This is a genomic window from Psychrobacter jeotgali, from assembly GCF_904846315.1.
In the GTDB taxonomy this organism is placed as follows: domain Bacteria; phylum Pseudomonadota; class Gammaproteobacteria; order Pseudomonadales; family Moraxellaceae; genus Psychrobacter; species Psychrobacter jeotgali.
On the sequence record NZ_CAJHAF010000001.1, the window covers coordinates 455,891 to 479,204 of the forward strand.

Sequence of the window (23,314 nt, forward strand, 5' to 3'; positions counted from 1 at the left end):
ATATTTTATTTAACTCAAATTATAGTTATAGCGCATAGCGCTTTAAGGTTTCTATATCGACTAAGGTTAATAAGCTCTCATGACAAGCTTCTAATTTGAGCTGAGGAGCAATATCAAAATCTAACGCCTCTACCCAACGTAGAGCGCAGATGCACCAGTAGTCACCGGGTTTAAGGCCATCAAAATTGTATTCAGGTAAAGGAGTAATAAGGTCGTTACCACGCTCGGCTGAAAAGTTTAAAAATTCGCTGGTCATTTTGGCGCAAACCGTATGCTGGCCGACATCATAATGGCCAGTATGACAAAAGCCGTTACGATAATAACCGGTAATAGGATCAAAGCAGCAGCTGGCAAGCGCTGTGCCTAACACGTTGGTTTGATTGATTTCAGGATTGGGATGATGATCAGATGACATAAGGCCTCCGAGAGTGCAAAGAGCGGCTAGTTTAACATGAGTCTACTATGAAGTCGTTACTTTGAACTATTTAGAATAGTGGCAATGGGTGCTCAAATGCGCTGGCTTTTATTATAAACGAGCGCATATTGTATTGAATTATGGCTAGGCGAAGCTTAATCGCTATGCTAAACTTAAGCGTAAAGTGCCTTGACCATCTATCGTCTTAATTTATTCGTTTTATCATTCCAGTTTATAATTATTACTGCCATTTTTGGTATTACCTAGTTTTTACTAATAATTAGGCCGGTGATGTTGTGTGTCAAAAATACACCGCACTTAGCAATCATTAGCTCAAAACCCTAATCTTATAACGCTGCATTTTTGGCAAGCGCTACGCCAAACAAGGATTTATTGTGCCTGCAAGTTCTGATTCTGTTAATTCCCAATCTCTGCCTAATTTGAGTAACTTTCATCTGAGCAATTTTGCTGGCGAAGTTGCTAATAGTTGGCTCCTCCCTGATGGGGTGGTCGATGTGCTATTTGAAGAGGCGCAAAAGCAAGAAGTGCTTCGCAATAAGCTTACGCAGCGGCTTATCACGCATGGTTATCAGCTGGTCGATCCGCCGATGATTGAATATACTGAATCATTACTAAGTGATGCCTCAGAAGATCTTAAGCGTCAAACTTTTAAGATTATCGATCAGCTCACTGGCCGTCTAATGGGTTTACGTGCTGATATCACTCCGCAAATCCTGCGTATTGATGCGCAGCATGGCGGCACTGGTATTGCGCGTTATTGTTACGCCGGTCATGTTATTCATACCTTGCCTTCAGGTCTATTCGGTTCACGTACCCCATTACAATTAGGGGCGGAGATTTTTGGCTGTGCCGAATTTGAAGCCGATATAGAGCTCGTTGATGTACTGCTTAGCCTAATTGATAGCTTAAATATGAAAGCGGCGTTACATATCGACTTAGGACATGTGGCTATTTTTAGACGCTTAGCTACTCTAGCCCAGCTCTCAAGCAGTGATACTGAGCAGTTAATGCATTTGTATGCCAATAAGAATCTACCAGAGCTCCAGCGGGTTTGCCAATCACTGACTATGGGCGATGATTTTTATACCTTGGCACGTTTTGGGCATGACATGCCGCAATTAATGGCGAAGTTGTCGGCGGATGCGCAGCAAGATAAGCAGATTGCTGATGCTATTAATGAGTTACAACTACTGAAAACTCATCTACAACAAGTGTGGCATTGTGAAGTCAGTACCGATGTGACCGAGTTGACCGGCTATCATTACCATACTGGTATCGTCTTTAATGGTTACATAAATAGCGAAACTCAGCCGCTGGTACGAGGCGGACGTTTTGATGGTATGCAAAGTGGCAATCAGCAAACTCATCAGCAACAGCCCCGCGCTGCCACAGGTTTTAGTATGGATGTCAGTCGGTTACTACCGCATATTGAGCTGGCTGCGCCTACTATAGTGGTGGTTGATTATGAATCACTAAAGAGTGCTAATGATAGTCAAACCCAGGCGCTGCGGTCTAAAGTCGCTCAGTTACGCCAGCAAGACCATTGGGTGACTATGCCATTAAATGACACCGATTATCCTCAAGGTGTTACGCACCGATTGAGTATTATGAACGACGAATGGCAGCTAATAGCCATATAGGTTAGTAAGCAGTATCTAAAAAATAGCTATTAAAGTGGTACTTATTAACAGCACTATCACTTTATTTTAATCAATATCGAACACACTCCAATACATTATTGTAAGGATTTATCATGGGTAAGAATGTCGTAGTTTTAGGTAGCCAATGGGGCGACGAAGGTAAAGGTAAGATCGTTGATCTGCTTACCGAAAAAGCTTCAGCGGTCGCACGTTTTCAGGGTGGGCATAATGCTGGGCACACGCTAGTCGTCGATGGCAAAACCACCGTTCTCCATTTGATTCCATCAGGTATCCTACGCGAAGGCGTCACCTGTTTTATCGGTAATGGCGTGGTATTGGCTCCTGATGCTCTATTAAAAGAGATGAAAGAGCTGGAAGCTAACAATGTGCCGGTACGTGAGCGTCTGCGCATCTCTCCTAATTGTCCGCTTATCATGCCTTACCATGTAGCGCTTGATCAAGCTCGTGAAGCCAAGCGTGGCACTGGAAAAATTGGTACTACGGGCCGCGGCATTGGTCCTGCTTATGAGGATAAAGTGGCTCGCCGTGCGATCAAGCTTGCTGACTTATTCCGTGATGACTTAGAAGAGAAGTTACGTAATTTAATTGAGTATCATAACTTCCAACTCACTCAGTACTATAAAGTTGATGCGATTGATTTTGACGAGACTTATAAGCTCTGCCAAGAGTGGCGCGATGAGATCAATGGTATGGTTACTGATGTGACCGAAGAGCTTAACCAGCTGCGTTTGGCGGGCAAGAACTTGATGTTCGAGGGTGCACAAGGCACTTTACTTGATATCGACCACGGTACTTATCCTTTTGTTACCAGCTCCAGCGTTACTGCAGGCGGTGTATCAACAGGTACCGGTATCGGTCCATTATATCTAGACTATGTGCTTGGCATCACCAAAGCTTATACCACTCGAGTGGGTAGCGGTCCATTCCCAACGGAATTGTTCGACGATGTGGGCGCCCATTTAGCGAGAGTCGGTCATGAGTTCGGTGCTACTACTGGTCGTGCCCGTCGCTGTGGTTGGTTTGATGCCGAAGCATTACGCCGTGCCGTAGTACTCAACTCACTATCGGGTATTTGCTTGACCAAGCTTGACGTCCTCGATGGTTTAGACGAGCTACTAATCGGTGTAGGCTACAATTTACCAGAGACTGAATGTGCTGGCGCCCACGATGCTGAGTTCTATGAATCAGTGACCCCAAAATATGAGACTTTAGAAGGCTGGAGCGAGTCAACCGTTGGTATCACCAACTATGACGATCTGCCAGAAAATGCCAAAAAATATATCAAGCGTATCGAAGACCTGATTGGTTGCCCGGTGGATATCATCTCAACTGGCCCTGATCGTGCGGAGACCATCGTACTGCGTGACCCGTATGATGCTTAGATAAAAAAGTACTGTTTCATAAGCTTTTATAGTCTGTAAAAATAAAACCTCAGTTTATTATGAACTGGGGTTTTTGTTTATAAGAGATTAAATGACTAATATAAAGGCAGTATTTACCTTGCAGCAAGTGACAATCATAAATTAACCCTATCATTTATAGTGTTAATCATTATAATAGTCAGCAATCATTCGCTAAGCTTTATAAGCCCGCATTGGTGTTTATAAGACTAAAAATCGGCGTGATGATCATAGATAACCTATCTCATTTTCCCTTAATCCATTTAGGAGCTTTTCATGGCTAACGAACGTACTTTATCAATCATCAAACCTGACGCTGTTGCTGGCAATCATATCGGCGCTATCTATGACCGTTTTGAGCAAGCGGGTCTAAAAATTGTTGCGGCAAAAATGATGCAACTTGATGACGAAAAAGCCGGCGGATTTTACGCTGAGCATAAAGAGCGTCCATTTTACAACGACCTAAAGTCATTCATGACCTCAGGCCCAGTATTGGTATCAGTATTAGAAGGCGAGAACGCTATCGCTAAGCATCGTGAAATTATGGGTGCAACTAATCCAAAAGAAGCCGCTGAAGGTACTATCCGTGCTGACTTTGCTAGCAGCATCGATGAAAACGCAGTACATGGTTCAGATTCAGCTGAATCAGCTCAGCGCGAAATCAGCTACTTCTTCAACGATGACGAAGTTTGTGCGCGTACACGTTAGTAGCAGTCATGATTAATCATTATTAACTACGGTCTATAATGAAGCATGGTGAAACGGCTTATATCTTAGGGTATAAGCCGTTTCAGCTATAGTTGAGTCACTTTAAAAGTATTACCGTCTGAATTTACATAACCGTTTTACTTTCAACTGACTATACTATACCGTCATAGCGTCCAAGGTTTAGTTACTCTTAGCTTTATGTGAGCGACTTTAACAGACCTATGATTTTTTTATTGAAATTTGCTCTACTTCCCCTCATGATAGACTACTATCACAGGGTTTATCCGTATTTTCTTAACGTTATCAATCCTTTATTAGCATAATGCTAGCTATAGCGCCGCTTGGTTTTTATTTATAAAACCTGCCGTAAGCTCATAATCGTAGCGCTTATAAAGGATTGCTAATACATAACTATCCCAAAGTTTACTACTCATACTTATGGGCAAAGGTCATTTATCATGTCAATCGTTACTACTCCTAATCAGCCCGTCTCTACAGCCGCTAAGCGTAATAGCATCAAGCTGGTAGATGAGGCGCAAGCAAAAACCAACTTACTGGGCATGACCCAAGCACAGCTTGCTGACTACTTCAAAAGTATCGGCGAGAAGCCGTTTCGTGCCACGCAAGTGATCAAATGGATATATCAGCATGGCGTGACTGACTTTGCACAAATGACCAATTTGAGCAAAAGCCTACGTGACAAGCTGGCTGAAAATGCTTGTGTAACGCCGCCAAAAGTTATCCATCGTCAGTATAGTGATGATGGTACGCGTAAATGGGTGTTTGAGGTGACTGGGGGCTCATTGGTTGAGACCGTCCTTATTCCGGCAGATGACAGCAAGGAAAATGGCCGTAAAACCTTATGTATCTCATCGCAAGTAGGCTGCGCGCTTGATTGCAGCTTTTGTAGTACTGGTAAGCAAGGTTTTGAGCGTGATTTGAGCGCCGCTGAAATATTGGGTCAGCTTTGGGTTGCCAACGCCTCTTACATGACCGATGAAAACGATAGTCTAGAGCATGTTGATCATAGCTTATGGGAGAATAATGTGACTAACGTGGTTATGATGGGTATGGGCGAGCCTTTATTGAACTACAAACCAGTGGTCAGCTCGATGGAGCTGATGCTAAGCGACCACGCTTATGGCTTATCTAAGCGCCGAGTGACGCTGTCAACATCGGGCGTAGTCCCTAAGATGTATGATTTGGCAAAAGATATTGATGTAGCACTGGCTATCTCGTTACATGCGCCTAATGATGAGCTGCGTAACGAGCTGGTACCTATTAATAAAAAGTATCCGTTAGATAAGCTGATCGCCGCCGCCAAAAACTACGTTTATGACGTCAATCCTCGCCATAAAAAACATGTCACTATCGAATATGTGATGCTTGACAGGGTCAATGATAGCAATGAGCACGCCCAGCAGTTGGTAGCGCTATTGGATGGTTTGCCTAGTAAGATCAACCTTATTCCTTTTAACCCGTTTCCGCATGCGCCTTATGATAAATCCAGCAACAATCGTATCCATGCTTTTAGTAATGTTCTTAGTGAAGCTGGATTTGTCTGCACTATCAGACAAACGCGCGGCGATGATATTGACGCCGCCTGTGGTCAGCTGGTAGGGCAAGTAGCAGATCGTACTAAACGGTCGGCAAAATGGCAGCAGAGTATTAAGGATCGAGAAAAAGTTTAGGCTAGCATTTAACAGTCTTATTAATAGCTTTTAAGACTCTTTTAAATTTATTATAGGTAATAGCCGCAAATTTTTAGCAACTAAATTGTACTTATAGAGGTTAAATCTATTAAACTAAAGGTTCGCTGAATGCTTTGTTGAAGAATAGGATTAATGTACGCTACAGTTATCTTATTGTGTAATCGTTTTGCATAATAAAAATGCTGCACAATAAACCTCAAACTGTTTAATTAGTTTGATTATCAGCAACATTCTATTTTGGCAACGTAGATACCTTGTCAGCTTACTTATAGAAGCGCTAAAATACAATGTCTTATAAATCGTACCATCAGCCAAACCGTCTGTTTGCTGGCATTACACTATTGACGGCTTTATTGTCATTAAGCCTCACCGCTTGTCAAAGTACTTCGAGTACTAACTTGGTGCAGGGTAGCCGTTATGAGACTACCACCCAAGCCAGTAGCAATCGCAGTATTGATAAACAAGAAGTCGCTCGGGTTCGTACGTCACTAGCGGCTCAATATATCCGCAAAAACGAGCTTGATACCGCCCAGCGTCAACTCGAAAAAGCTTTTGCTGCTGATAGCCGATATGCGCCAGCCTATGATATGATGGGCGTTTTATTGCAGCAAGAAGGCAGTCGGCTGAATCTTGAAAAAGCTGACTATTACTTTAAACAAGCTATTAAGCTTGACCCAGAGTTTGAGCAAGCCCGTAATAACTATGGTGTTTATCTATCGCAGATGCAGCGTTATGCAGAGGCCGCTGAACAGTTCGAGATAGCGGGGTCGGCGCTTGGCTACGAAGGACGTATTGGGGCGCTTGAGAATTTAGGCCGTACCTATCTGCAACTTAACGACCGTCCAGCTGCTGCAACGGCGTTTTTGCGAGCGCTGGATGGTAACCGTAATAGTCTGATTGCTCATATTGAGCTGGTGGATTTATTACTTGAGCAGCAGCGCGTACCCCAAGCCCAGCGGCTTTATGATGAAACGCTAATGCTGGTACAAAATCAAAGCAGTAGCCCGCGTTTATTATTACAAGGTATCAAGCTAGCAGCCGCGCAAAATGATAAAGCGACGCGTCACCAATTAGCACAACAACTTTTATCCGCTTATCCGCTGAGCGAAGAAGCAAAACAACTTAAGACTTGGCTTAACAATCCAGAGGCATCATGGCAATGACCAACCCACCATCGAATAATCAATCTAATGCACAGGGATCATTTGGTACCATGTTGCAGCAAGCGCGCAAAACTAAGCAATTGAGCTTAGATGATGCGGCAGCTGAGCTGTTTATTCTCAAGCGTCATTTGCAGGCTTTGGAAGACGAGCGCTTTGCTGACTTACCACAAGCCGCTTTTGCGCGTGGTTTTGCTATCAACTATGCCAAGTTCTTAGGACTCGATCCGGCGCAAGTAGCTAGCAGTTTTGACGCTGCTTATCCTAATGAGCTCAAGACAAACCCCACCAGTGATATTGAATCGCCGCTACGCCCAATGGGTACGCTTCAGCGTGATACCAATAGTCGCATTCGTTTTAATCCGTTATTGATCATTGCCGTTATTGGTCTGATAATTTTAGCGGTTTTCTTGTATCGAATGGTCAGCAGTGCTAGCCAAGACGAGCAGCCATCGACTCCTATTGTTGAGGATTTGACAGCGACTGAGCAAGCACAAGGTGCGGCGATTAGCAATCAGAATACCGTTAGTGCCTCTGGATCAGCACTGAATCTAGGCGGCGCTGAGAGTACCGAAAGTATGGTGTTAGCGCTTACTGTCACTGACACGGCGACAGTTAATATTACTGATGCTCAAGGTAATAATTTGATGAATGGTAGTCAAAATAGTGGTAGTTATGAGCTGTTGGGCGTCCCTCCCTTTAATATCGAGATTGATAATGTCAATAATGTGAGTTTATTGTTGAATCAACAAGCGGTGGTATTGGATCAATATGTTTCTGGAAACCAAGCCAGCTTCGTATTGACGCCTTAACTATTAGTCTCTTAATTATTAATACCTTAAATAAACAGTCTATGAGCAATGACTGCTGATTTTTCAACGGTAACCTTTAAGCATCTGAGCCTACGACTCTTAAACTTATTGCCTCTCATATTGATACTGTGTGCAATAAATGTTACTTACGATTCATGTAGCATCTATTGATATCTATAATAGAATAAACTCATTATATTTTTATGCACTTTGCTAAAACCAAGGATTTTATTATGTCAACGTCTGCGCCTATTAACCGTCGCCCTACCAAAAAAATCCATGTCGGTGATGTCGCAATCGGCGGTGATGCGCCTATTAGCGTCCAAAGTATGACTAATACCGACACTTGTGATGTCGCTGGCACCGTGGCGCAAATCGAGCGCTGTGTAGAAGCGGGTGCTGATTTAATGCGGGTCTCTACGCCCACTATGGAGACTGTAGAAGCTTTTGGTCAAATTCGTAAATTGGTCAGCATTCCTTTGATAGCCGATGTACATTTTGACCATAAGATTGCCTTAGCCGTCGCCGAAGCGGGTGCTGATTGTTTACGTATTAATCCAGGTAATATCGGTAGCGATGCCAAGGTACGTGAAGTGGTTGCCTGTGCTAAGCATCATAATATTCCGATTCGTATTGGGGTCAATGCAGGTTCGCTTGAAAAAGACATTCAGCGTAAATATACTGAGCCTACTGGCGAGGCGATGTTAGAATCCGCTATGCGTCACATTGATATTCTTGAGCGCCTTAATTTTGATCAATATAAAGTTTCGGTAAAAGCCAGTAATGTGTTTTTGACTTTAGATGCTTATCGTTTGATATCAGCACAGATTGATAACCCGCTGCATTTAGGGGTCACCGAGGCTGGCGTCTATCGGACTGGTGCGGTCAAATCGGCTATTGCTCTTGGCGGCTTATTGCTAGATGGTATCGGTGATACTATTCGTATTTCACTGGCATCAGAGCCTGAGGAAGAGATTAAAATTGGTTTCGATATTTTAAAATCACTTAATATTCGCTCTAATGGGGTGAATTTTATCGCCTGTCCGAGCTGTTCGCGCCAAGAATTCGATGTCATTAAGGTTATGACCGCATTAGAGGCACGTTTAGAAGATATCCGTGAACCGATGAACCTGTCAGTGATTGGCTGCAAAGTGAATGGTCCAGGTGAAGCTAAAGAGTCAGATATAGGTATCGTAGGGGCGTCGCCTAAGTCATTGGTTTATCGTATGGGCGAAAAAAGCCACCTCATTGATACTAATAACTTAGTAGACGAGATAGAAGGCATGGTACGTGCTCATGCTGATGAGTTGGCAAAGCTACGTGAAAATGAGATTATTCGAGTAAAATAGGGCTCAATTGACCAGCGCTACTTTATAAAAATTACGATAATAAAAAGAATGATGACGTTTGAGGATGTGACTGCACCATGATTAAAGCTATCAAAGGGTTTAACGATATTTTGCCAGAACAGGCTGCAAAGTGGCTCCATTTAGAAGCAATTTTGGCCGATGTGCTAAGTAGATATGGCTACGAACATATCCGTTTGCCAATCGTTGAACAGACCGATTTATTTGCTAGAGCTATCGGCGGTGCGACCGATATTGTCGAAAAAGAGATGTATAGCTTCGCTGATAAGTCGGATCCTCCAACCCCACTTACTCTGCGTCCAGAAGGCACAGCTGGGGCGGTACGAGCGGTCATCGAACATAATATGCTGCGCGGTGATACGCCCAAACTTTGGTATATCGGCCCGATGTTTCGTTACGAGCGTCCACAAAAAGGGCGTTATCGTCAGTTTCATCAGCTGGGCGTGGAGAGCTTTGGTAGTGCGCTGCCGGATGCTGATGCCGAGCTGATTGCGATGACTCATTTGATGTGGCAACAGCTGGGGCTAAAAGATGAGATGCGCTTGCAGCTCAATAGCTTAGGCGAGATTGATGAGCGCCATGCTTATCGTGATGCGCTGGTTGCGTATTTGACGGATAAGCAAGATCAGCTCGATGAAGATAGCAAACGTCGGCTGACTACCAATCCCTTACGTATTTTGGACAGCAAAGAAGCCAGTACTCAGGCAATATTAGCCGATGCTCCGAAACTCGCTGACTTTTTGGGCGAGGATAGTGTGGCGCATTTTGCTCAAGTCAAAAGTTATCTAGAAGCGTTAGGTATCGATTACGAGATCAACCCGCACCTGGTACGTGGTCTTGATTATTACAATAAAACGGTCTTTGAATGGGTGACTGATAAGCTTGGCAGTCAAGCTACCGTTTGCGCTGGTGGCCGCTATGATGGGCTTATCGGACAATTAAAGTCTGTGGGCGCAAGCAGTGCAAAAAGCGACAAGCCAGTAAAATCTGAACCTGGTGTTGGTTTTGCTATGGGCCTTGAGCGTTTATTGCTCCTTATTGAAGCGGTAGCGCCTTTTGAGCCCACTGCAGCCTGTGATGTTTTCGTCGCTGCTCATCCTGAGGTTTACAGCGCAGGTATTGGTTATGCCCAAAACTTGCGTTATAAGCGTCCAGATTTACGAGTAAAAATGGCCAGTGCTACTAGCCTCAAGGCTCAGATGAAAAAAGCCGATAAGTCTGGAGCTGCTTTAACCGTGATTATCGCCCAACAAGAGATAGACGATAATACCATTAGCATCAAAGATATGCGTAACGGAGAGCAGAGTAGTGTTGCTCAAGATTGGCTATCAAGCGTCGATAACTTTTCAGCGCAGTAGTGGTATTAGCCGTTTTAGTATAAGCATTTTAGTATAAGCATTTTAGTATAAGTTATTTTATAGACTTATTTTTAGTCACTAGCTTTTATCAGGTAAACAACATGGCTCTGAATCCCAATTCACCAAATCCAGACAACTCGATGCAAGCGTTAAAACAGTATGGTAGCTACATTGTCACCGTTATTTTATTAGTATTGGCGGGTTATTTTGGTTGGACTTATTGGCAAAACAATCACGCTCGTGTTGATACCGTTGCCGCTGATCAATATGCAGATATTAAAATGCTCAACGATCAGGTGTCGCTAGCAGCGCAAAATCCAGATCTAGAAGCGGACGCCCAGCAAGCATTAGCGACCAGTCGTGAGCAGTTAAATCAAGGGATTGATGCTTTGGTCAGTACTCACGGAGATAGTGTTTATGCGTGGCAAGCACTGATGATAAAGGCGCGTATGCAAGCCGATAATGATGATTTTGCTGGTGCCGCAGAGAGCCTTAAACAGGCACAAGCTATAGATTTGGGTGATGCAGGACTAAGCGCTATTACTCGTCTACGTTATGCACGAGTACTGCTAGACTCAGGTGATGCTGATGCCGCTTTATCTGCTGCTAATAATGATGTACCCGTATCATTTGAAGGCAGTCAACAAGAGCTGCTAGGAGATATTTACTTAGCAAAAAATGATAAAGATAGTGCGATTAAAGCTTATAATAACGCCTGGAGTTTGCTTAGCGATCGCCGTGAGCCTCGCGCAGTCCTAGCACTAAAAATGGAAAGCTTAGGTATTATCCCTGAATTCACCAATGAACAGCCCGGTCTTATCCAAACTGCTGCTACCCCGCAACCGCTTGTGATTGATGAGATAAATGATGAAGTTGCTGAAAGCATGGATAGTAATACCGCAGCTCCTGAAGTTAACCCGTAATATAATCTTAACCAATCTGAGTAAGTTGTGCAGTAAACCAGCTATATAATAGCGTTTTATACTGCACTTTTACGTACTAAAATCTGTTTATCGACAGCCAATTTTTTGTAGTGAGAATATATAATGACCCGATCTATTAGCTCCAGCAAGACGACAACCAAAACTATAAAAGCAACGGTTAAGCATGTGGCGGTCCTAGCGCTAATGACAACAGCGGTCGTTGGCTGTAATCGGGGTATCAAGCCCGTGGTACACGATCCGGTGAAGTTAGTAGAAATTGCTCAACCTATTAGTGTGCTTCAGCCTGTTTTTAGTGTCAATAGTGGTAGCCAAAAAGCCAGTAAAAAAGACCCACTAGATCTACGAGTTGGTTATGACAATACCCAAATCGTTACTGCCTCACGTGGTGGTGACTTGAACGGTTTTGATAGCAATGGTAATAGTCTATGGTCAATTAACGTTGGCGATCAAATTACCGGCGGAGTTGCTCTCGATGCCCTTAGCCAGACGGCTATTGTTAGTACACGTGGTGGCAAAGTATTGGCTTTTGATAGTACTACAGGGGCTCAGCGTTGGGAGCAGCAATTATCAGGTTCGGTGTTAACTCCAGCACTAATTACTAATAACAGAGTAGTCTTATCTGCTAATGATGGTTTCTTACATGGGCTGTCATTACAGACGGGACAATCTATTTGGCAGTTTGCCACTCAAGTGCCAGCGATTAGTGTTCGTGGTACTGCAGCACCTGCTATGTTAGATGGCAATACAGCTTTACTGGCTACTGCTGATGGGCGTATGCATGCTATTACTATCGACGATGGCTTGCCGCAATGGTCACGCCGCGTAGGCGTAGGTACCGGTAGTAGCGAGATTGAACGCATGAGTGATGTTGATGGGATGCCCATAGCCGATAACAATCAGCTATTTGCTATCAGCTATAGCGGTCAATTAATCGGCATTGATTTAACCTCGAGACAGGTGATGTTTATCAATGAGCTGGCTAGTCTAAAGTCTTTGGCGGTAAACAATACCCAAGTTATTGGCACCAGCCTAGAGGGCAAAGTGGTTGCCTATGATCGTAGTAATGGTCAAGTGCTATGGGAAAGTGAAGAGCTAGCCTACCGTGAGTTGACCAATCCAGTAATGATTGGGAGCTATATTGCCGTTGGTGATTTAGAGGGTATTGTACATTTATTTGATCCAGCGACCGGTGATATTGTGAGCCGTGTACAAACCAAAGGCGCACTGAGTAGTTTACAAGTACAAGGTAGTCGCTTGATGACTCAAAGTAATTCTGGCCAAGTCGCCATATGGCAGCTACCACGTTAGACGTTTTATTATTATTTATTTAAGTTTATAATCACGCCCAGTCGACCATAGCCGCTATCGGTATGCTTAGGTTTGACGGACATTAGGATTATAATTGTGCCCATAACAGAGAGTAGAGAATGAGTATCAAACCGGTGGTGGCTTTAATTGGTCGCCCAAATGTAGGTAAATCTACCTTATTTAATCAATTTACCAAGAGCCGGCAAGCTTTAGTTGCTGACTTGTCAGGTTTGACTCGTGATCGCCAGTATGGGGATGCTGTGTATGAAGGCAAGTCTTTTATCGTAGTAGATACCGGCGGTATTGGTGAAGCAGATGATGGTAGTGGCAATATTGACGACTATATGTCGGAGCAATCGCATACGGCTATTCATGAAGCGGATATTATCGTTTTTGTAGTCGATGCCCGCTCGGGGATGATTGGGGCGGATGCTGAGATTGGCAAATTCTTGCATACTTTAGGTAAACCGGTCTATGTGGTTGCTAATAAAGTTGATGGGGTGCATGATTCAGCTCCGGCAGAGTTCTATGCGTTAGGTTTAGGTGAGCCGTATCCTATGGCCGCTAGTCATGGCCGCGGCGTGGGTAATCTATTAGAAGCTATCACCGCTGACATGCCGGAGCAAGAGAGTATCGTTGAGCCCGAAGGCCTGAAGCTTGCGATTATCGGTCGCCCAAACGTCGGCAAATCAACGCTAGTGAATCGTCTATTAGGCGAGGATCGAGTGGTGGTATTCGATATGCCAGGCACCACTCGTGACAGTATTTATATTCCTTATGAGCGTGATGGCAAGCATTACGTTTTGATCGATACTGCGGGCGTTCGTCGCCGTGGTAAAATTGATGAAAAAGTAGAAAAGTTCTCAGTTATCAAGACCTTGCAAGCGATTGAAGACTCTAATGTTACGGTTATTGTCATTGATGCCCAAGAAGGTATCGTTGATCAAGATCTGCATATGATTGGCTATGCGCTTGATGCAGGACGCGCTTTAGTGGTAGCGATTAATAAGTGGGATGGGCTAAGTCAAGAGAAAAAAGACTATATCAAAATTGAGATGGATCGCCGTTTTAACTTTATCCCTTATGCTAAAGTTCATCTAATCTCGGCACTGCATGGCACTGGGGTAGGTAATCTATATCCCTCTATTCGCCGTGCTTATGAATCCTCGATGTTTAATGTTTCAACCAATCGCCTCACCCAAATTTTACAAGATGCGGTCACTGCCAATCCGCCACCTACGGTAGGTGGTCGCCGTATTAAGCTACGTTATGCGCATATCGGTGGCCATAATCCGCCAGTGATTGTTATTCATGGTAATCAGACCGGCTCGTTGCCCAAAAGCTATCAGCGTTATCTTGAGAATCAATTTAGAGAAGTGTTTAAACTTGAAGGCACACCGCTCAATGTGGTCTTTAAGCTCAATCAAAACCCTTATGCTAATAAAAGCGATACTCCTACTAAAGCAAAGGCTCAACAGCTGCGTCAGCGCGAACTTAACCGTAGTGCAAAGTATAAAAAAAGAGATAAAAAAGGTCGCTAAGCTAAATACTTACATGGTCAGTTTAATATAGAAACCATACAGTGCTACTGAAGGGTTTTCTTTATTAAAACCAGCTTTTGCATCTTCTTTAACATTAGCTTTTGCGATCCTAGCTTAATGGAGTGACATGAGTAAGCCTCCAGTTAGAACCATTACTGTGCTTGTCCAGCGCTCGGTATTACAGGCTACTGCTGTATCGCTAGTGGTAGCCTTTTTATTGTCTTTTGTTTACAGTCTGGTTTATCACTATCAGCAGCAGCGTTTGCATGTTCAGCAAGTCGCTACCATGCTGGCTAATAACGCCTCGACTCCTGAGGGTGCTGAGCTGGTAGCTACTCAAGTTGATTTTTTATTGCATGATGACCCTTTTATAAAAAGCATATTATTTTACTCTACTGATCAGCCACTTTCTTATCTTGATAAAGCGGTTAATGATCAAGCCCAAGGCGATTGGTATAACGCTTTATTTGCAAATAGCGTGAGCTTTAATCGACCAGTGACTAGTGGTTATATTGCTAGTAACAGTCAACGGCAAGCTAATACCAATCAGGCACCTTCTGCTCATTTATTCTCTCCATCTATTAATGAAGTCAACGACAACTCTGCAAGTGCATCAGTAGATAAAACCCTAGTCGGTTATATCAATATTACTTTGGACATGCAGCGCATGCGGCTTGCTTGGCTACGCCAGAGTCTACCGCTTTGGTTATTCACCATTTTTATGGGTTGGGTGAGTGTTTGGGCTATATTGCGGAAGTTGTATTGGCCGATTAAAGATATCACTGAGCTCACCAATGCCAGCCGTACTATAATTGATAATCAAGAGGTTGCCCAACTGCCAGCTATCCAGCAGCAGTTTGGTTTTGAAGAGCTTTTAGCTATTAGACAAGCGTTCGTTATTTTATTTGAGCGTTTGCGTGCCGCACAGCAAGATTGTCAGGCTTTGATTACCCTTGAGCAGCAGCTGCATAATAAAGACTTGTCTCTCGATATTCAGCGTCATAATTTTCAAAATATGATTACCTATGAGCTCAAAACTTCATTAAATACAGTTTTAGGGGGTTTACAGCTGCTAGATAGCCAATACTTGAATGAAGAGCAAAAAGATACTTTAGCAGTCATTCGTAAAGGTTGTCATCATTTGGAGATGACCCTTGAGCAGATTGTTGAGCTCAGTCGTATAGAAAAAGGCCAAGTAGCGCTTAACTTATCTGAATTTAATCCTTTACGTATAATTGCTGATTTGCTAGAAGAGTTTGAACCCCTTGCTAAACAGAAAGGGCTGGAGCTGGTCAGTCGTATCCATCATATTGATTACACTCTGGAAGGGGATGTCGGCAAAATTAAGCAAGTGCTGAGAATACTGCTTGATAATGCGATTAAATTTACCTCAACGGGTGAAGTTATTATTGAGTCACAGCTGGCACATTTTACGGATAGTATCCGCTGGCAAATCAAGCTAATCGATACTGGGGTCGGGATTGATAACCATTATATCGAAGATATCTTTACTCCATTCTTTCAGGTGGACCCATCAAAAATCAATCAATATGAAGGTATGGGAATCAGCCTGCCTATAGCCCAGCAAATGTTACAGCTTATGGGTGGATCAATAGAGGTGAATAGTGAGCTTGGAGGCGGCAGCCAATTCAAAATAATGGTTCCACTGCGTATCAAATATAAAGGCCAACAACAGCAGTTCTTAACCGATGTTCAGGTCCTGTATTATCATAATGATGAAAATAGCTTCTTAGTCGAAGCACTGCAGCGTCTAGGCGCAACGGTAATGTGCCAAAGTTATGAACAAGCAGTGTTAGATCAAGTCGCTAATATTAAAGTGGATATAGTGATGTTTGCAGAGGATATCTTACCTGAGAAAGCGGAGCAATTAGCACGGCAGATACGTAGACTAGAAACCACAGATAGAGTGTTATTAATCTACTGGTACTCTGCACATAAAGAAGAGATGCTAGACAGCTTTGAGCATGGGCTAAAATCAGCGGGTATTGATTATTGTCATAGCGGCACGCGAGACTTTAAAGTGTTGTCACAAACGCTAAAAAAATGGCTAACTTAATTTGACTTGAGGCTATTGAGCCATAAGAGTGTTGAGCCCTATAAATAACCCCATAATAAAAAAAGACGCTAATCAAAGCGTCTTTTTTGGTTTAAATCTTTGTTAGTTTAAACATAATTCACCCAAGCTCTTAGAATAAATTCTGCGCCCAGCGTACTATACGTTGCCACGTCCGGCTCATAAAGCCCGATTCCTCGATATCGTTATTGGCAACAATAGGTACGGAGGCTACGGCTTTGCCATCGATAACCGCCATCATTTTACCTACCTGCTGGCCTTTTTTGATCGGTGCTTCTAGGCTGTCAGGCAGATCAACCACGGTAGTGATTTTATTTTGTTGGGTCTTAGTGGTTAATACCTGCAAGTTATCGCCGGTACTGAGCTCAACCTCTTTACCTTCACCAAACCATACGGGTAGTTTGCTGACGAATTGTCCAGCGGGTGCTTTAGTAACGGTAGTAAAATGACCAAAGCCCCAATTGAGGAGCTGACGTGATTGATCAGCACGCGCTTGCTGACTATCAGTTCCCATAATGACAGAGATCAAGCGCATATCATTACGATTGCTTGAAGCTACCAAGCAATAACCAGCGGCATCGGTATGACCGGTTTTTAAACCATCAACAGTAGAGTCGGTAGCTAATAATGCGTTACGATTACCTTGAGTAATGCCGTTATAAGTAAACTCCTTTTCAGCATAAATATCGTAGTAATCACCGCTATTTTTAATAATAGCACGGGCAAGCTTGGCCAAATCTAATGCTGAGGCCAGATGGCCTTCATCTGGCATTCCCGTTGAGTTTACAAAGTTAGTATTCTCCATCCCCAGCTTTTGGGCTTGCTCATTCATTAAAATGGCAAATGACGCTTCGCTACCAGCAATATGCTCAGCCATCGCTTTAGAAGCATCGTTACCCGATTGAATAATAATACCGCGTAGCATATCGATGACACTGGCGGTTTTATTGACCGGCACATACATACAAGATTGGCTACTACTACCACGGCACCAAGCATTTTCACTCATAAGGACAGGCTCATCTTCTGAAAGATCTCCTGATGCAAGACGCTGCTCAATGATATAACTGGTCATCATCTTGGTCAATGAGGCTGGTGGTAAGGGTTGATTGGCATTCTTTTGCGCAAGGATTTCGCCAGTATTGTAGTCCATTAATACATAGGCAGTATTATCCATCTCAGGAGGCGTGATAGCCGCTTGAGCAGCTACTGTACCTAAAGATACACTGATACCGATTGCTAATTGTATGAACTGTTGTTTTACACGCTTTACTGTCATAAATGGATACACCACATCATAGAGAAATGCATCTAAGGCTTAGACCAGTACTTATTAAATAAGGCTGATTAGCAATAGACATAAGATTAACCGCTTATCTTAGCAAAATGCTGCCTAAGGGGGAATAAGTAAATATAATAAAAGTAAAAGTTAAGGCAATAAAAAAAGCTTGCTGCGCCGCTCATAAGAGAGTGGGGTACAGTAAGCTTTTTAGGATAAACCCATATATGCAGAATATGTTTTTATTGTAATTTCTGATATCCTCATATCAACTCTTATATTATAGAGCCTGAATGAGGTCCAGTACTATTCATTTAGTATTGTGCATTGGCCAAATCTTCACAAATGGCTTTGTTATCCTGCTTAGAGAAACTCATAGTCCAACTACGAATACTTTGTAAAATCTGGCGATAGTCCTGCTGAGTAGACAGATATTGAATAGCCGCTTTTGGATCTTCAAGGGTCGGCATCAACTCATGCAATTGCATATTATAAGACTTATAAAAACGTTGCTTCTGTCTGTTATTAAGCATCGGTGGGCAAATCTCAGACAATACTTGCATAACGGCAATTTCATGCTTAGTAATATTCATACCTGACATATCAAGCGGAATAGTAGTAGCTACATTACTGTTTGCTGCATTTGCTGATTGCGACATTATAGCTACAGAAGCTACAAGACCAGCAATGCCAAATTTTGTGGCTGTTTTCGTTATCATTGGAATTACAGATAATATCGATTGATTGTTCATTCGGTATCACACTCGCTTAGCTTTATTTGATGGTATTATGGTAATCGGAAAAAAATTAAAAGTCACATAAAATATTGCTTTATGTGTAGAAATATTGTCACCTCAGCCCCGCTTGCAGCAACATAGGCGTAGCATCTTTCAATAAGTTACCTTGAGATTAATAATTGGGTCATTATTGTTAGGCGTTGTTGCGCATTGTAACGGGCTTACCTGTTCTATCATCACTTTTAGTTTTAGCTGTATTTCTAAAATATGGGCTTATCTTATACTATTATTAAAGTAAAAAGATATTAAAATAATAAACTTAGCGAATAAATAATTTACTCTACAATGACATAACGGTTAGTTTGTGACCACGTACTATTCAGGTATAATCAACAGCGTTATTATCTTAACCTTTTATATCGCTACCCATAATTTGTGCTTTTCTGCTTAAAGAAGTTAACTCAGATGGGTAAGCTTAAGCTATACCGTTATCATTCATAGTGAAAAGAATCAAAAAATTGTTAAAATAGCAGTCTTAGTTATATATTTATAAAATGTTATTTAACTGATTGTTTATTATAACTATTTATCAATGATAAAGTACAAATGTGAATGACCGGTCAGATATAAGTATATTGAGTAAATATGAAGTTTTTAATAAGTAACGATGATGGCATACACGCACCTGGGCTTCTAGCATTATACGAGGCATTATCAGAGGTAGGAGAGGTCAAGGTAGTAGCGCCCAATACGGAACAAAGTGGCACTGCTAGCGCCCTCCATATTACTCAGCCTTTATATACTCACACTTTGCCTTCAGGGTTTGTCGCTGTCAATGGTACGCCAGCAGATTGCGTTTATTTAGCCTTGCATGAGCTCTATCCCGATACCGCCTTTGACTGCATTATTACCGGTATCAATTCTGGAGAGAATTTAGGACAGAATGTTCTATTTTCAGGTACTTTTGGCGCAGCGTCAATTGCGCACCTATTTGGCATACCTGCCATAGCAACCTCATTGGTCGGCGGCGCCATGCACACTCATGGGCAAGCTAGAATCGATCTATACCAAATGGCCGCTGCAGAGGTGGTCAAATTGATGACTCAAACCTCAGTATTGCAAGAGCTGCAGGATTTGCCCTATCATGTGTTAAACGTTAATATTCCAAATGTTAACAAGGCTAAAGATATTAAAGGTAGGAGAGTGACCACTTTGGCTTATAGCAAAATAGCTCAACCTGTCCATAAGATAGTAGATCCACGTGGACGTGACGCCTACTGGCTATCTTTACGTAAGCGCCAACACTCGCAAACCATGCAAGGCGCTACTGATAAGGTTGATGCTAGCGAACAACAGCAGTCAATATCAGCTAGCGAGGCTATAACCTCGATTATGACTGATAGTCAAGCCGTGGCAGCGGGTTTTATTAGTTTGTCACCGGTCAAGCTATATCATACGCCAACGGCAACTATAGATCGACTGGCTGCGCTAAACGACTAATAAATTTTGGAAGGATTGGGTAATATTATTAATAATACGTCTATTGATAATCAGTTTTATTAACTATCTGTTCTACTAACACTTTTATGATAAAGCGAGCATGGATAGTTTACGACAGCTAATAGGGCTCCATACAAGTACGTATAATAAAAGTACATAAAACAGGAAATCTTGCATGAAAAAGTTTACATTTAGAACGCCACTGACCACAGTAGCTGTAGTTGCTACCATGTCTGTAGTTATGGCGGGGTGTGCTACTAAGCCGACTTATCAGCCCCCCAATCAGGCAGGTCCTACTATTATTACCAATAATCAAGGGGTGCCTAATTATTACCAAGTTAAGCGTGGTGATACGGTCAGTGAAATCGCAGCACGCTATCGTTTAAATTATCGCCAAATTGGCGCCATGAATAACCTCGATAGTAAATATACCATTTATACCGGTCAGTATCTAAAATTATGGCAAGGTGATCAAAACCTGCGCGCCTCCACCAACAACCAGGTACGTTACAATGCCGCTGCGACAGCGCCTTCAAGAGCGCCGCAGCCTCAATATACGCCGCCACCGACTGGCTCAGCTCCCGTTTATCAAGGTGCTACCAATACCGCGGCTAGCGGCTATCAATATCCTACGCGCAATCAGGTTGTTCGTAATTTTGACGCTTCCTCCGGTACTATGGGTATGTGGTTTGCGGGTAATGTTGGTGATCCGGTGCTGGCGAGCCAAGCAGGAACCGTATTATATGCCGGTGATGGTCTGCCAGAGTATGGCAATCTGATTATGATTCGTCATAGCGGCGACTACATTACCGCTTATGCGCATAACAGTCAGCTACTGGTCAAAGAAGGTGAGCAAGTACAAACCGGTCAGCGTATCGCCAATATGGGTAGCAGTGGTCAGACCAATCAGGTAGGTTTGGAATTCCAAGTGCGTCTCAATGGCAATCCTATCGATCCACGTACCGTGTTAGGACGTTAAATAAACTTCGATACAGCAGGATAATCATCGAATGACTATCCTGCTAACGACTAAAAATGTCCCTAAAGCACCAAAAAAGCACTAACAAAGTAAGGTCTGCTAATGATCTCAACGATTTTTAATACTCAGCACTATAATTATCCGCAAAACTTCGTTGAGATCAAGCCTAAGCTGCAACAGCTTGAGCAAGCGATAAAAAAGTTAGAAGCCAATCTAATGGATGCCAATGAAGCGGTGCTAAACCAGCGTTTGCACCCTAATTTGGGATTAAGAGTAGATTATGCTAGCGAGCTTAATCCCAATCAATTATTAGCCGCTACTACTATTGAAGGTAAAGCTTTAGTTATTGCTGGGGCTGGTTCAGGCAAAACCAAAACCCTCACTTATCGAACCAGCTATTTATTAGAAAACGGCGTACCGCCGAAGCAGATATTATTATTAACCTTTACCCGTAAAGCCGCTAACGAGATTAAAAGCCGCGCAAAAACCTTGCTGACTGAGAGCTTGTCTGATGATGAGTTATCCGAGGATGTGTTGTCAATTCATACAGCGCCCACCAGCAAAGCGCTCAATGATATCACTAGCGGTACTTTTCACTCGTTTTGTAATCGGCTGCTGCGTCAATATTCAGGGCTGCTGGGGATTAATCCGCGTTTTACCATCTTGGATACCGGCGATAGCGAGGACGCTATAGATCTGATTTATAAAGAAAAAAAGTACCCTGCCCAAACCAAGAAACAAGCTTTCCCACGTAAAAAGACCCTGCAAAATATTTTCTCTACTTCTAGAAATCGGCGTATTCCCATCCGTAATCTAATAGAAGACAATTATCCTGATATCGCTATTCATATTTCTATCATTGAGCAATTGGCTGTCGACTTCCACGAGTATAAACGTGCCAATCATTTGTATGATTTTGACGATATTATCAGCCAAGTGGTACGCCATCTAAAAACTAACGATAAGTTTCGTCAGCTACTGCAAGAGCATTACCGCTACATTATGGTTGATGAATATCAAGATACTAATATCCCGCAAAAGCAGCTTATCGATCTAATTTGTGCGCCCGCTTCGGTGTCGCTAATGGTCGTCGGTGATGACAACCAAAGTATCTATGGCTTTCGCGGCGCCAATTACGAGAATATTTTGCTCTTTGGCGAAACTTATCCCGAAGCAAGTTTAATTAAGCTGGAACAAAATTACCGTAGTACCCCGGCTATTTTGAGTTATATCAATGCACTGTCTGCGCAAATCACTTTGGGCTATCAAAAACAGTTGTATTCAGACGCTGCTATAACAGGCGATAAGCCTATTTTTAACCGCGCTAGCGATGAGACCAAAGAGGCTAAATATATCGCCGATAAGATTGTCGAACATAAAGCTGATTATGATTATAACGACTTTGCGGTATTGTGCCGGACGTCTTTTCAGTCGAATTATGTCCAGCTTGAGTTTATGGAGCGCCATATTCCATTTATCGTGGTAGGCGGCATTAAATTCATTGAAAGACGCCATATCAAAGACGTTTTAGCCTTTATTAAAATCCTTTATAACCCGAATGATACCATTGCTTGGCACCGTATTTTGACCTTGTTTAAAGGGGTAGGGGCGGTCACTGCCACGCGTTTAACTCAAGCAATTAACGCTGATAATAACTCGTTTGATTCGCTACTATTACCCAAGTTTGCTAAAAAAAGCCCGCAGCTTGAACCTTTATATGCCACTTTAACTAAAGCCCAGCAAGCGGACTCGGTTACGAGCGTGATTGAGCTGATTTTAGATTTTTATATTCCTACACTAAAGACCATCGAAGAGAACTGGCGCGAGCGCAGTGAGGACTTTCGGGTACTCAAAAACTTAGCGACAGAATATAGTAGCCTTGATGATTTTTTAGAAAATCTAGCTCTTGACCCGCCTAATGATTCAGTCGCTGCTATGGATAAACCCGAAGAGGACGACAATGACAAGGTGACTATTTCGACCATTCATAGTGCTAAAGGGCTGGAGTGGCCAGTAGTGTTTGTTAATTCATTAGTCGATGGCATGACACCGCATTACCGGTCGTTAGATGACTTTGAGGAATTGGAAGAAGAGCGCAAACTGTTTTATGTGGCTTGTAGCCGTGCGAAAAATAAGCTGTACCTTACTGCGCCTGATTATTTCGCTAGCTATTCCGGCTACTTTGATAAACCATCAAGGTTTATTGCAGAATTATCTGCTGATGAGGTAGAAGTTAAGTCATCACTAAGAGGACTAGCGGCGCTGGCGAGTGATGATCCGGTGTGGTGGTAATTATGCTTTGATGCTTCAGTTTAAC

Annotated in this window: 18 protein-coding genes; 15 read left to right on the forward strand and 3 right to left on the reverse strand. The window is 42.8% G+C overall.

What is annotated here, in order from left to right:
• Positions 1-25: 25 nt before the first annotated feature.
• Positions 26-415, reverse strand: coding sequence for a DUF2237 family protein (locus JMX18_RS01860; RefSeq protein WP_201583173.1), 390 nt, complete (start codon positions 413-415; stop codon positions 26-28).
• Between the two features lie 395 nt (positions 416-810).
• On the opposite strand from JMX18_RS01860, the gene JMX18_RS01865 reads away from it, so the two are divergent.
• The 12 genes from JMX18_RS01865 to JMX18_RS01920 all read left to right on the forward strand — a co-directional run bounded on the left by JMX18_RS01865 (position 811) and on the right by JMX18_RS01920 (position 16,484).
• Positions 811-2,076: an ATP phosphoribosyltransferase regulatory subunit gene (locus tag JMX18_RS01865; RefSeq protein ID WP_227674524.1), complete on the forward strand. Its 1,266-nt coding sequence runs from the start codon at positions 811-813 to the stop codon at positions 2,074-2,076.
• Between the two features lie 113 nt (positions 2,077-2,189).
• Positions 2,190-3,479, forward strand: coding sequence for an adenylosuccinate synthase (locus JMX18_RS01870; RefSeq protein ID WP_201583174.1), 1,290 nt, complete (start codon positions 2,190-2,192; stop codon positions 3,477-3,479).
• A gap of 294 nt (positions 3,480-3,773) precedes the next feature.
• Positions 3,774-4,205, forward strand: coding sequence for a nucleoside-diphosphate kinase (ndk, locus tag JMX18_RS01875; RefSeq protein WP_201583175.1), 432 nt, complete (start codon positions 3,774-3,776; stop codon positions 4,203-4,205).
• A gap of 458 nt (positions 4,206-4,663) precedes the next feature.
• Complete coding sequence (gene rlmN / locus JMX18_RS01880) at positions 4,664-5,896, forward strand: 23S rRNA (adenine(2503)-C(2))-methyltransferase RlmN (RefSeq protein ID WP_201583181.1); 1,233 nt, start codon at positions 4,664-4,666, stop codon at positions 5,894-5,896.
• Positions 5,897-6,204: 308 nt separating this feature from the next.
• Positions 6,205-7,080 (forward strand): type IV pilus biogenesis/stability protein PilW, encoded by an 876-nt coding sequence (pilW, locus tag JMX18_RS01885; RefSeq protein WP_201583182.1) that lies wholly within the window; start codon positions 6,205-6,207, stop codon positions 7,078-7,080.
• Complete coding sequence (locus JMX18_RS01890; RefSeq protein WP_227674525.1) at positions 7,071-7,889, forward strand: helix-turn-helix domain-containing protein; 819 nt, start codon at positions 7,071-7,073, stop codon at positions 7,887-7,889. Before pilW ends, JMX18_RS01890 begins: the two co-directional genes overlap by 10 nt.
• 233 nt (positions 7,890-8,122) lie before the next feature.
• A complete protein-coding gene (gene ispG / locus JMX18_RS01895; RefSeq protein ID WP_201583183.1) occupies positions 8,123-9,238 on the forward strand; it encodes a flavodoxin-dependent (E)-4-hydroxy-3-methylbut-2-enyl-diphosphate synthase in 1,116 nt (371 codons plus the stop codon).
• A gap of 77 nt (positions 9,239-9,315) precedes the next feature.
• Positions 9,316-10,614, forward strand: coding sequence for a histidine--tRNA ligase (gene hisS, locus JMX18_RS01900; RefSeq protein WP_201583185.1), 1,299 nt, complete (start codon positions 9,316-9,318; stop codon positions 10,612-10,614).
• Positions 10,615-10,715: 101 nt separating this feature from the next.
• Positions 10,716-11,537 carry a YfgM family protein gene (locus tag JMX18_RS01905; RefSeq protein ID WP_201583187.1) on the forward strand — a complete coding sequence of 274 codons (822 nt, stop codon included), beginning with the start codon at positions 10,716-10,718 and terminating at the stop codon, positions 11,535-11,537.
• Positions 11,538-11,660: 123 nt separating this feature from the next.
• Entirely contained in the window at positions 11,661-12,866 is a 1,206-nt protein-coding gene (bamB, locus tag JMX18_RS01910) for an outer membrane protein assembly factor BamB (protein ID WP_201583189.1), read from the forward strand.
• A gap of 119 nt (positions 12,867-12,985) precedes the next feature.
• A complete protein-coding gene (gene der, locus JMX18_RS01915) occupies positions 12,986-14,407 on the forward strand; it encodes a ribosome biogenesis GTPase Der (RefSeq protein ID WP_201583191.1) in 1,422 nt (473 codons plus the stop codon).
• Between the two features lie 127 nt (positions 14,408-14,534).
• Entirely contained in the window at positions 14,535-16,484 is a 1,950-nt protein-coding gene (locus JMX18_RS01920) for a sensor histidine kinase (protein ID WP_201583193.1), read from the forward strand.
• A gap of 130 nt (positions 16,485-16,614) precedes the next feature.
• On the opposite strand, the gene JMX18_RS01925 is transcribed toward JMX18_RS01920, so the two are convergent.
• Positions 16,615-17,781 (reverse strand): D-alanyl-D-alanine carboxypeptidase family protein, encoded by a 1,167-nt coding sequence (locus JMX18_RS01925; protein ID WP_201583195.1) that lies wholly within the window; start codon positions 17,779-17,781, stop codon positions 16,615-16,617.
• 314 nt (positions 17,782-18,095) lie between these two features.
• Entirely contained in the window at positions 18,096-18,440 is a 345-nt protein-coding gene (locus JMX18_RS01930) for an MCR_0457 family protein (protein WP_227674526.1), read from the reverse strand.
• A 723-nt stretch (positions 18,441-19,163) separates the two neighbouring features.
• Between JMX18_RS01930 and surE the strand changes: the two genes are divergently transcribed.
• The 3 genes from surE (at position 19,164) to JMX18_RS01945 (ending at position 23,289) form a co-directional block, all read left to right on the forward strand.
• On the forward strand, positions 19,164-20,018 hold the full coding sequence (surE, locus tag JMX18_RS01935; protein WP_201583206.1) for a 5'/3'-nucleotidase SurE: 855 nt from the start codon (positions 19,164-19,166) through the stop codon (positions 20,016-20,018).
• A gap of 175 nt (positions 20,019-20,193) precedes the next feature.
• Positions 20,194-20,997 carry a peptidoglycan DD-metalloendopeptidase family protein gene (locus JMX18_RS01940; RefSeq protein ID WP_201583208.1) on the forward strand — a complete coding sequence of 268 codons (804 nt, stop codon included), beginning with the start codon at positions 20,194-20,196 and terminating at the stop codon, positions 20,995-20,997.
• A 102-nt stretch (positions 20,998-21,099) separates the two neighbouring features.
• Entirely contained in the window at positions 21,100-23,289 is a 2,190-nt protein-coding gene (locus JMX18_RS01945) for an ATP-dependent helicase (protein WP_201583210.1), read from the forward strand.
• Positions 23,290-23,314: the final 25 nt, after the last annotated feature.